12 protein-coding genes and 1 pseudogene are annotated in these 7,887 nt (G+C 63.4%); 7 read left to right on the top strand and 6 right to left on the bottom strand.

All coding sequences use genetic code 11. The features are described 5' to 3' along the window. From AC1DJH_RS32760 to imuA, 3 genes are all read right to left on the bottom strand, one after another. On the bottom strand, positions 1 to 227 hold a 227-nt coding region (locus AC1DJH_RS32760), incomplete at its 3' end, for a PHP domain-containing protein (protein WP_478188565.1). Between the two features lie 37 nt (positions 228 to 264). Beyond that, the gene (locus AC1DJH_RS32765; RefSeq protein ID WP_478188566.1) at positions 265 to 1,602 is read right to left on the bottom strand and encodes a Y-family DNA polymerase; all 1,338 of its coding nucleotides are present in this window, start codon (positions 1,600 to 1,602) and stop codon (positions 265 to 267) included. After that, positions 1,544 to 2,410: a translesion DNA synthesis-associated protein ImuA gene (gene imuA, locus AC1DJH_RS32770; RefSeq protein WP_478188567.1), complete on the bottom strand. Its 867-nt coding sequence runs from the start codon at positions 2,408 to 2,410 to the stop codon at positions 1,544 to 1,546. The genes AC1DJH_RS32765 and imuA overlap by 59 nt, the downstream gene beginning before the upstream one ends. A 147-nt stretch (positions 2,411 to 2,557) precedes the next feature. On the opposite strand from imuA, the gene AC1DJH_RS32775 reads away from it, so the two are divergent. The 6 genes from AC1DJH_RS32775 to AC1DJH_RS32800 all read left to right on the top strand — a co-directional run bounded on the left by AC1DJH_RS32775 (position 2,558) and on the right by AC1DJH_RS32800 (position 5,030). After that, complete coding sequence (locus tag AC1DJH_RS32775; RefSeq protein WP_478188568.1) at positions 2,558 to 2,752, top strand: hypothetical protein; 195 nt, start codon at positions 2,558 to 2,560, stop codon at positions 2,750 to 2,752. 220 nt (positions 2,753 to 2,972) lie between these two features. Next, positions 2,973 to 3,296, top strand: a complete 324-nt coding sequence (locus AC1DJH_RS32780; protein WP_478188569.1) for a hypothetical protein — start codon at positions 2,973 to 2,975, stop codon at positions 3,294 to 3,296. A 51-nt stretch (positions 3,297 to 3,347) separates the two neighbouring features. Continuing rightward, complete coding sequence (locus AC1DJH_RS32785) at positions 3,348 to 4,082, top strand: SOS response-associated peptidase (RefSeq protein ID WP_478188570.1); 735 nt, start codon at positions 3,348 to 3,350, stop codon at positions 4,080 to 4,082. 131 nt (positions 4,083 to 4,213) lie between these two features. Beyond that, positions 4,214 to 4,390 carry a DUF3606 domain-containing protein gene (locus AC1DJH_RS32790; protein ID WP_478188571.1) on the top strand — a complete coding sequence of 59 codons (177 nt, stop codon included), beginning with the start codon at positions 4,214 to 4,216 and terminating at the stop codon, positions 4,388 to 4,390. Continuing rightward, on the top strand, positions 4,390 to 4,650 hold the full coding sequence (locus AC1DJH_RS32795; protein WP_478188572.1) for a hypothetical protein: 261 nt from the start codon (positions 4,390 to 4,392) through the stop codon (positions 4,648 to 4,650). The genes AC1DJH_RS32790 and AC1DJH_RS32795 overlap by 1 nt, the downstream gene beginning before the upstream one ends. 89 nt (positions 4,651 to 4,739) lie before the next feature. Continuing rightward, positions 4,740 to 5,030: a DUF3606 domain-containing protein gene (locus AC1DJH_RS32800; protein ID WP_478188573.1), complete on the top strand. Its 291-nt coding sequence runs from the start codon at positions 4,740 to 4,742 to the stop codon at positions 5,028 to 5,030. Here the strand turns inward: AC1DJH_RS32800 and AC1DJH_RS32805 are convergent. Beyond that, the gene (locus AC1DJH_RS32805) at positions 5,019 to 5,267 is read right to left on the bottom strand and encodes a hypothetical protein (RefSeq protein ID WP_478188574.1); all 249 of its coding nucleotides are present in this window, start codon (positions 5,265 to 5,267) and stop codon (positions 5,019 to 5,021) included. The two genes, AC1DJH_RS32800 and AC1DJH_RS32805, sit on opposite strands and share 12 nt — an antisense overlap. A 1,006-nt stretch (positions 5,268 to 6,273) precedes the next feature. Between AC1DJH_RS32805 and AC1DJH_RS32810 the strand changes: the two genes are divergently transcribed. Next, positions 6,274 to 6,828 (top strand): guanylate cyclase, encoded by a 555-nt coding sequence (locus AC1DJH_RS32810; RefSeq protein WP_478188575.1) that lies wholly within the window; start codon positions 6,274 to 6,276, stop codon positions 6,826 to 6,828. A gap of 392 nt (positions 6,829 to 7,220) precedes the next feature. On the opposite strand, the pseudogene AC1DJH_RS32815 reads toward AC1DJH_RS32810, so the two are convergent. Next, positions 7,221 to 7,385 (bottom strand): annotated as a pseudogene (locus tag AC1DJH_RS32815) (IS5/IS1182 family transposase); the annotation flags it as partial. A gap of 141 nt (positions 7,386 to 7,526) precedes the next feature. Further along, on the bottom strand, positions 7,527 to 7,887 hold a 361-nt coding region (locus tag AC1DJH_RS32820; protein WP_478188576.1), incomplete at its 5' end, for a hypothetical protein.

Here is a 7,887-nt window from a genome sequence, read left to right on the forward strand (position 1 = left end):
GCTTCAGGCTCGACCAGAAACTGACTGCCAATCAGCAGCTTTATCCCTTGCTCCTTCGCAGCCACGTGGGCGCGCACTACACCGGCCAGGCTGCATTCGTCGGTGATCGCCAACGCGCTGTAGCCCAGTTGCTTGGCGCGCTCGACCAGTTCACCGGGCTGGCTCGCGCCGCGCAGGAAACTGAAATTGCTCACGCACCGCAGCTCGGCGTACTCGGGCAAGTCCATTTAGCGAAGCTCCATCACGGAATTTCCATCAGGACGCTCACGCGAATGTTCCGTGCAGGAACCATGCGGTCTCTTCCTGGGCCAGGCGCATCTGGAAGATCCACAGCACACCGGCGTGCTCGCTCACGGCGACCCAGTAGTCGCGTGCGCTCTGCCGCGTCGTCTCCTGCTGGCTCTCGTCCGCTTCGGTCGTGCGGTCCCACCAACCGCCTTCCACGCGGTGCGGGCCTGCGAGCAGCTGCAGCACGCCTTGGTACAGCGGCCGGTTGTGCTCGGTCGCCAGCCGCAGCGGCTTGGGCAGGATGAAAGTAGGCTGCGGCACGTCGATTGCGCGGCATCTCACTCGCGGCGCCGGCTCTGGCGCAGGACGCCAGCGGCACATCCACTCGAGGCGGTGGTCTTCGAGGATCACGGGGCGAAGCACACGGTCCGGGCCCAGGCGCGCGGCAATGCGCTCGAGCACGAGCGCCAGGCTCTCGCCGGACTGCCGCGCCTCAGGCAGCATCGAAAAACTCTTCTCTTCCAGCGACTGCACTTCGGTGGCCAGCAGCTCCAAGTCGCCCACGGGCGCGAGCAGCTCGACCTTGCCCAGGTGCTCAGCCAGTAGCCGGATCAGGTGCTCGGTGTCGCGCGTGCCTTCGGCGGTGCGCACTGTAAGTTCGCCGCCGTCGCCCGCGTTCTTGGCGCGCATCGCGTCGTGACACCAGCGGAGCGTGAAAGCCGTCACCCCGGAACGCCGCGCCATGAGCCAGCCGGCCATCTGCAGCATCAGCCGTCGTGCTCCGAAAAGCATGGCGGGCGCGTGCTCCACGCGGGCCATCAGTTCGAGCTTCGCGTGGAAGATTTCCGGCAGCTGAGCCCAAGAGTAGGTCTCGGGCCGCAGGCCGTAGGCCTGGTCGAGGGTGGCGAGCAGCTGCGCGTCGAAGCGGCGACTCAGGCCGCCACGCGGCAGCGCACGGACCTGTCCGAGGGTCCGGCATCCCAGCCGGGCCAGCGTCGCCTGGTGCGCCGCGACCTGCGTGAGGGTTTCCAGGGGCAATGCATCGAGAAGCTGGGCCAGCGGCTTGGCGAAGCCGTTGGACAGGCCCGATCTTGCGACGGCCAGCGCAGCCAAGCTCGTTGGGGCCCAGCTCAGCTGCCGCACGCCGAGGCTGGTGCAGTCCTCGCGCACACGCTCCACCAGGCGGCGCTTGCCGCCGAAAAGACGCACGCTCTGCTCGAGCTCCATCACGACCGCCGGACATTGCAGAAGCGCCTCGAGGACAGCGACGCGGGGCGTGAACTGCAAACACCACGTCGCCAGCCCGTCGAGAGCCTCAGTGCGCGGCTGCGGGTCGTCCGGAAGGCCGTCGGGAAGAAGGGCTGCCCACAGCATGGGTGAACTCTCGGGAAAGGTCTTGGGAACGTTCTTGAAATTTGCGCGCGGCGATCAGGCGGCTCGGCTGGCGAAGGCGCGGAGTCAGGATCGCGTCCAAGCCGCCCGGCACCGAGGGCAGGGTCAGCTCGCCCTCGTGCGGGGGGCCCTTGCGCTTGAGCAAGTGGATGTGCAACTCCCAGTCGACCCCCAGGCGCGCCTGCAGGCGCAGCGGCGCGGCCGAGGCCTCGTGTTCGGCGGCCGCGGGCCGGCAGAGGATGACGGGGCCGTCGCAGCTCTGAGCGCACACCTGCAGCCGCCGGATCTGCTCTTGACGCGCCTGTGGCAGCCAGCTCACCAGCATGCCCGCGGCGTTGGCCTTGATGAGTTGTTCGGTCGCCCAGAGGCGTTCAACAGGCTTGTCCGCCTGGATCCAGACGAGGTGGCGCTCGTCGAGGCCCAGGTGCTTCAGGCCCGGCAGGTGTGGAGGCTTCGGCGGCCCGACGATCACGATTTGCTTGCCCTGGTCGACTAGCGTCCGCATCGCGGGAGCGAGCAGCCGCCACTCGAGCACCGAGGGCTGGACCTGCAGCACCTCAGTCAGCGACTGGCAGGGCCACCCGTTGCCGGGCAGTTCCGCGTCAAGCGCTTCGAAGCCGGTGGCGACAGTCGTCGTGACCGGCGTGCCGAGGGCATTACCGCGCCAGAGGGCCGATTCGACGCCGTGCGGCAGCGCGACGGGCCAACGCGGCCCGGTGGCCAACCGAGATGAAGACGGGGGGACCGCTGGCGTGTTTTCGCCATCAGCCCATGACAGGGAGATGGCCATCTGTGGCTCCGATTACTGTATGGATGTACAGTATCGAGGACGCATCGGCGGCGAGCAAGAAGGTTTACAAATTTTCGTGGGACTTCCGGCAATCAGCCCCTTCCCTCCCACCAGCACAGGAGGCAGCGGCCCTGCTATCAACACTCTATGGAAGACGACATCCCCACCGACATGTGGGTCTTTTACTGCGCCCGGCAACTGAAGATGCATTGGCGCACCGTCGATCCCGGGCAGCTCGAGGAGTTGGCTGCAGACCTCGCGCTGGAGCCGCATCTTCGCGAACTGTCACCGCAGGCCGCCGCGGCAAAGTGGCTGGAGCCCGTTTCAGTTCCGCGCAAATAGCCCGTTTGTGAGGCGTTGCCAAGCCCGCGCACGCTCCAGGAGAACTATCGGTCTGATGCCGTCATAGAGTATTTCGTTCGTCTTCAGGAATGTGACGATTCAGAGCTCACTAAGCGTTACGTTGTAGCTGCGGCGGCACGGCGAACCGCAGCTTTGTTTTCAGCAGCGCGATCTGGTCTTCGCTGAATTCATTTCGCTTGGGCTTGCGCTTCAGCGCGGCGTGCTAGATCGCGCGCTGATCAAGAATCGCGGCGGCATCTTGATCAGCGGCACAGATGTCATTCCGCGTGGCAGGTCCATGAAAAACATCCGGTCCGATCGCTATCCCCAGACGTGGTGGTGCCGCCCGGTAGCGCTCACGAACAGCGGTTTTGCCCCGGAAGACATGGAGACGCCAGCAGAAGTGCGGCGCAAGGCGAGAGAGCACGAGTTCGACGACACAGCGGAGGCGAGAAGAGTCGCGGCGGCGCTCACGCGCTGGCCGACCCGCAGGGTTGCCTACGACCCGAAGACGGCGTCAGGCAACGATCCAGGGCACTTCTAAGGCGACGGCGACAGGTAGCCAACGGCCCGGCCCCGCCCTATCCTCTCAGCCATGTGCAGCAACTACGAAGCCGTCACACGCCCCGATCGGCTGCTTTCGTACTTCGGCGTGGTGCGCGAGGGCGACGAGGCGCCAGTCATCGCCTGGCCCACGGGCATGGCACCGTTCATCCGGCTGGCCGAGGATGACTCGGGATACAAACGCGTCGACGATGGCGCCTTCGGCCTGCTGCCCAGTTTCGCCAAGGAAATCGCGTATGGCCTCAAGACCTACAACGCGAAGTCAGAGACAGTCGCGAAGCTCCCCAGCTTTCGCAACGCCTGGCGGCTGGGACAACGCTGCGTGATCCCGGCCGAGGCCATCTTCGAGCCTTACTACGAGACGCCGGAGAGCAAGTCAGAGCGCTACCGCGTCCAGCAGCCAGGCGAGGTGCCGCTGGGCATCGCGGGCATCTGGGAGCGATGGTTCGACCCGGCCGGGCAGGAGCTTTTCAGCTTCGCGATGCTGACAGTGAACGCCGACGGCCACCCGGTGATGTCGCGCTTCCACAAGCATGGGCACGAAAAGCGCATGGTCGTGATCCTCGATCCCGAGCAATACGACCCGTGGCTGACGTGTCCCGTTGCGGAGGCCCCGCGATTCTTCAAGCAGTGGATGGGCCAGCTGGAGGCCTATCCGGCGCCGCTGGCACCGCGCGCGAAGCAGGAAAAGCCGGCGGCAGCGCCGGTGATTGAACTAGCGGCGCCGCCACCGCCACCACCGCCGCCGCAACTCGACCTCTTCTAGCCGGGCCGCCGGCGCAGGCCGGCGTAGGAGAGAGACCGTCATCCAGAATCGATTTTTGAGGATGGCTCACGCAGCGCCCTCCGTCGCAATGTCCCCCTCAGGTCGGCGCGGTGCCGGCTTCTGGAGACACCATGAAAGATGACCCCAAGAAGACCGGCTTGGACCGAAAGCTGATCTCCCTGAACGAGCCGCATGAAGGGCTCTCCTGGACGAAGTCACTCGGCTGCACCGAGGCCCAGCTCCGAGACGCCGTCAAAGCCGTGGGCAACTCGGCCGAGGCAGTCCGCGTCTACCTGAAGAAGAACTGATGTCGCACATCCGCCGGATCTCGGTCCACGTCGACGAACCCGACCCGGGGCACTTTTACTGGGTGCTCATGGAGGAAGGGGATGACGCCTCCCAATGGCGCGAGCTCGAGTCCGCAGACGAGGGCTACGACATGTGGCTCGATGCGCTGCAGGCGGGGACAAAAGCATTGCTCGGGTACGCGCCCGACGAACGCATTGGCCCGCGTGAGGTCGGCGGCGACGACGAGGATGCCGCACCCGTGGGCATCCCCTTGAAGTGAGCGTGCAATGAGCCTCTACGCCCTCCTGTGTGCTTGGCGAAAACTCGCTTGGTACATGCGCCGGGGGTACCTCTCGTGAAGGAGAAATCATGGGAAATTGGACCCCGCGGACACGAACCCAGAACGTCATAGCGACGACCCTCACCGAGGCAACTGCGTGGGCGACGCACCTCGGCTGCAGCGTCGCCGAGTTGCGCATCGCGGTTCGAGCGGTCGGGAACTCAGTAGCTAACGTTCGAGCCTACCTCGCCGCAATAAATGGGCGTGAAGCGCCGGTGGTAATGCCTCCCCGGGAGACCAACGAGCGCAGTGCCGCACCAGACGTGCAGCCGCCCGCGCGACTTCCCGTATGGCCAGCGACGCGACCTTCAGACCTGTGATCGCCGCGCATCTGCTGCATCGCCAGACGACCGCTGGAGCCTGTTCAACTCCGCCCGTCCCGTCGGCGTAATGCGGAGAATTACCCCGGCGCGGCCGGTGGCATCGCCCGACTCAGGAAGATTCGCCTCCAGCAACTCGGCTGCGGCCAAGACTGCCGCGCATCGGATGTCGGACTCGTTGTGGATGACCAAGGGAAACGACGCGTCTTCGATGCGCCGCAGGAAATTCATCGGCATTGACACCCCCCGTGTGTTATCGACGCGCAAGATATAAGGACTGATCGTCGCTCTTCAAGCGACCGGATGCTACCGGGTTTCGTCGAGTCTCCTACAACGCGTCCACTTGCTCATTCGGTCAGACTGGTTTAGGCGGGCGAGCTTCGTATCCCTTAATCCACTTGCGCGCTCGGTCTGCGAGCGACGCGTGCGCTATGGCTTCGGTCCGCTTCGGCCCCGCGTAAACCAAGCGGCAGTGCAGGACACCGGCTGAGTTCACATCCGCCGAAAAGCTCACGCCACCGCGGTAGATAGGCCCTTCGAACATTTCAGTCCGCCACTGCGGTCCGGAAAGTGTGGAACTAGCTGGCACGTTGTCGTTTTGGGCGAATGGCTTCATCGGGCGTGTTGCGTAGAGCTTCCCCACCGTAACGCTGCGCGAACTATTCGTCTGTGCGGCATCGCACATGACAAAGCGTTCTAAGGAATCGCGCTAGTCGAGTAGCCCGCTGCGGGGGAATTCGACTCTCGCAAGAGTCGAACTTGCCGTTCACGGATGAAATGGTCCGCACGCAGTTGCAGACGCCTTAACGCTTCCTCGCGCGTCGGCTGTTGGGCAAGGACCAACACGCAACGGGTCTCGCGCCCCTCACGCAGTTCAGCTTTACCGGAGCATGTGCCATCGTCGTCCTGTAACTCCAGCCAACACGTCCACCCCTCAGGCAAATGGATCTCTGGAGTTTCTTTGGGCATTGGCATAACGATAGTTCTACTATCTTAAGGATACCCTGATTGCCCATCTAGCGCGCGTGACGACTGTCAAGTTTGGAGCCGGGCGCGTCCACATGACGTAGCAAGCATGCTCGTTTGAATCAAGGCCCTGAAGCGAACTGGATCAGCGTGATTTGATCCCTGCGTCCGGTAGCGCACAGACGGGAATTGAAAAAAGTCCCATACTGCTTGCCGGCGGTCAGCCGGCGCTGGTAGAGGTTGCTCAGGCGCCCGGCGTAGGTTGGGTGAATCCTCGATGCCGGACGGCCGCCCACGTATTTTTCTTCACGCTTGCTACGCAGCTGTGGTGCGCCACGCTAGGTCCCATGACAACGAGAACCGCGGGTTTGAAGAGTTCACTTCGACGCTGAGAGCGCGCGGCGCGCAAGCGTCGCTGAAGTACCTCAACGCAGGAGTGCCTCACCGCTACACCGCCGTGTACCGCATCGAAGGCGACATGCTCCGCAACATCCTGCTTGAAGACAAGTTGGGCCAGATTCGCACCGACTTCCTTGAAGTCGTTCCGCTGGCGATCAGTTTTTGTCAGTTCGTGCTGAAGGACGGGATTTTCAAAACTGACGACACGTCCCTGGATGCACGGCTAGACGGCAACCCACACCAAGGGGTCGTGCTTAGTTATCACGGCGTTCCCATGCTGAGCTCGAAGAACGAACTCAGCGGGACGTTATGTCACTTCGACGTAGTCCCGCGCGAAATTGAGGACAGCGAGTTCGATCTGCTGATGCGCGCAGGTCGCGTACTGCCCGATTTCGTGAAGGGCCTCCATCGGTCTGTATCCGCCGCCGCTTGAGAAAGCGTCAGCCACTGCTAGACGAGGGCCGAAATCAGCCCTCAGGGGGAAGTGCTTCGAGGTCGACCACCCTCCTCCGCCACAAGATCACTCGTGCGTCAAAATCGTCAACTCGTGCTTGAAGCTGTACGCCGTGGACGTCATATTCGACCGGCTCAGGCGGTCTTTCGAGACGCAGATAGGGTGGGACCTCAATACCTGACGCGCGCCGCCCTTCGATCAGGCGGATAACTCGGCCGCTTCTGGCCGAGGGTGCGTGGGAAGCGCACTCGGCACACCAGTATGCCGAACTCGGTCGCTCGACGGCGCACAGTAGAAACAGAATGCGGCCGTCAGGCCACCGCCCGCAACGTGCAGACCTATCCACGCAGAGCGAGCGCGATGGCAAGGGCTCATGCCCCAGCCAAATGCAATGCCTTATCGTTCTGCGAACCCCAGCACCTTCATCACCCGTTTGAGTTATTAGCCAGTAAATGCAAGCTCATCTCGGCGCTCACGTGCGCCAGAGTCCTGGTCAGGAAGTGGGTTAATCCCATCCAGTGTTTCAGCGCACCGAAGCGCCAACGAAAGCTTGCGGTTGGCCAACCCAGGACGGAGCTCAAGATGTTGGCTGGGTCACTGAAGAAATCTCATTGGCTCATGGACGACTGTCAGCGGTGCATGGGGATCATGACCGACGGATCCCCACGAAGAAATGCTTAACGGGGACTCGCGGCACCCAGTTCACTAAGCTGGAACGGCTGCCTTGGTGTCGCCGCAACCTCGTGAAGCCTGAACCGAAAGGTCTGCTGCGAGGGATTACGGAGCCACGACCGTCCAGCGCTTTGTGCCGTACTATGTGCCTTTTGCCAACTGAGCGAACGCTCGGAATCGGCATGCGAACAGCCGTCTCGATCCGGGCTATCTTCCTGTTGCCAGGCGCTGAAACATGCGATCAGCTCGGCCGCGTCGGGAAACGCTTCCTCCAGATGCCCCACATAAACACTGGTGGCCACCATCGTGTCTTGCAGGGTCGGACGTGCCCCTTCAATCGTTGCGGAGAAGACGCGTCCGCTGCCA

This window comes from Variovorax sp. 10N412, from assembly GCF_056394985.1.

What these genes read in the sequence shown, in the direction of transcription:
- AC1DJH_RS32775 (WP_478188568.1), top strand. Translation starts at nt 2,558, where the DNA reads ATGGAAGACGACATCCCCACCGACATGTGGGTCTTTTACTGCGCCCGG.
- AC1DJH_RS32805 (WP_478188574.1), bottom strand. Translation starts at nt 5,267, where the DNA reads ATGCCGATGAATTTCCTGCGGCGCATCGAAGACGCGTCGTTTCCCTTG.
- AC1DJH_RS32795 (WP_478188572.1), top strand. Translation starts at nt 4,390, where the DNA reads ATGTCGCACATCCGCCGGATCTCGGTCCACGTCGACGAACCCGACCCG.
- AC1DJH_RS32800 (WP_478188573.1), top strand. Translation starts at nt 4,740, where the DNA reads ATGGGAAATTGGACCCCGCGGACACGAACCCAGAACGTCATAGCGACG.
- AC1DJH_RS32790 (WP_478188571.1), top strand. Translation starts at nt 4,214, where the DNA reads ATGAAAGATGACCCCAAGAAGACCGGCTTGGACCGAAAGCTGATCTCC.
- AC1DJH_RS32810 (WP_478188575.1), top strand. Translation starts at nt 6,274, where the DNA reads ATGCCGGACGGCCGCCCACGTATTTTTCTTCACGCTTGCTACGCAGCT.
- AC1DJH_RS32785 (WP_478188570.1), top strand. Translation starts at nt 3,348, where the DNA reads ATGTGCAGCAACTACGAAGCCGTCACACGCCCCGATCGGCTGCTTTCG.
- imuA (WP_478188567.1), bottom strand. Translation starts at nt 2,410, where the DNA reads ATGGCCATCTCCCTGTCATGGGCTGATGGCGAAAACACGCCAGCGGTC.
- AC1DJH_RS32765 (WP_478188566.1), bottom strand. Translation starts at nt 1,602, where the DNA reads ATGCTGTGGGCAGCCCTTCTTCCCGACGGCCTTCCGGACGACCCGCAG.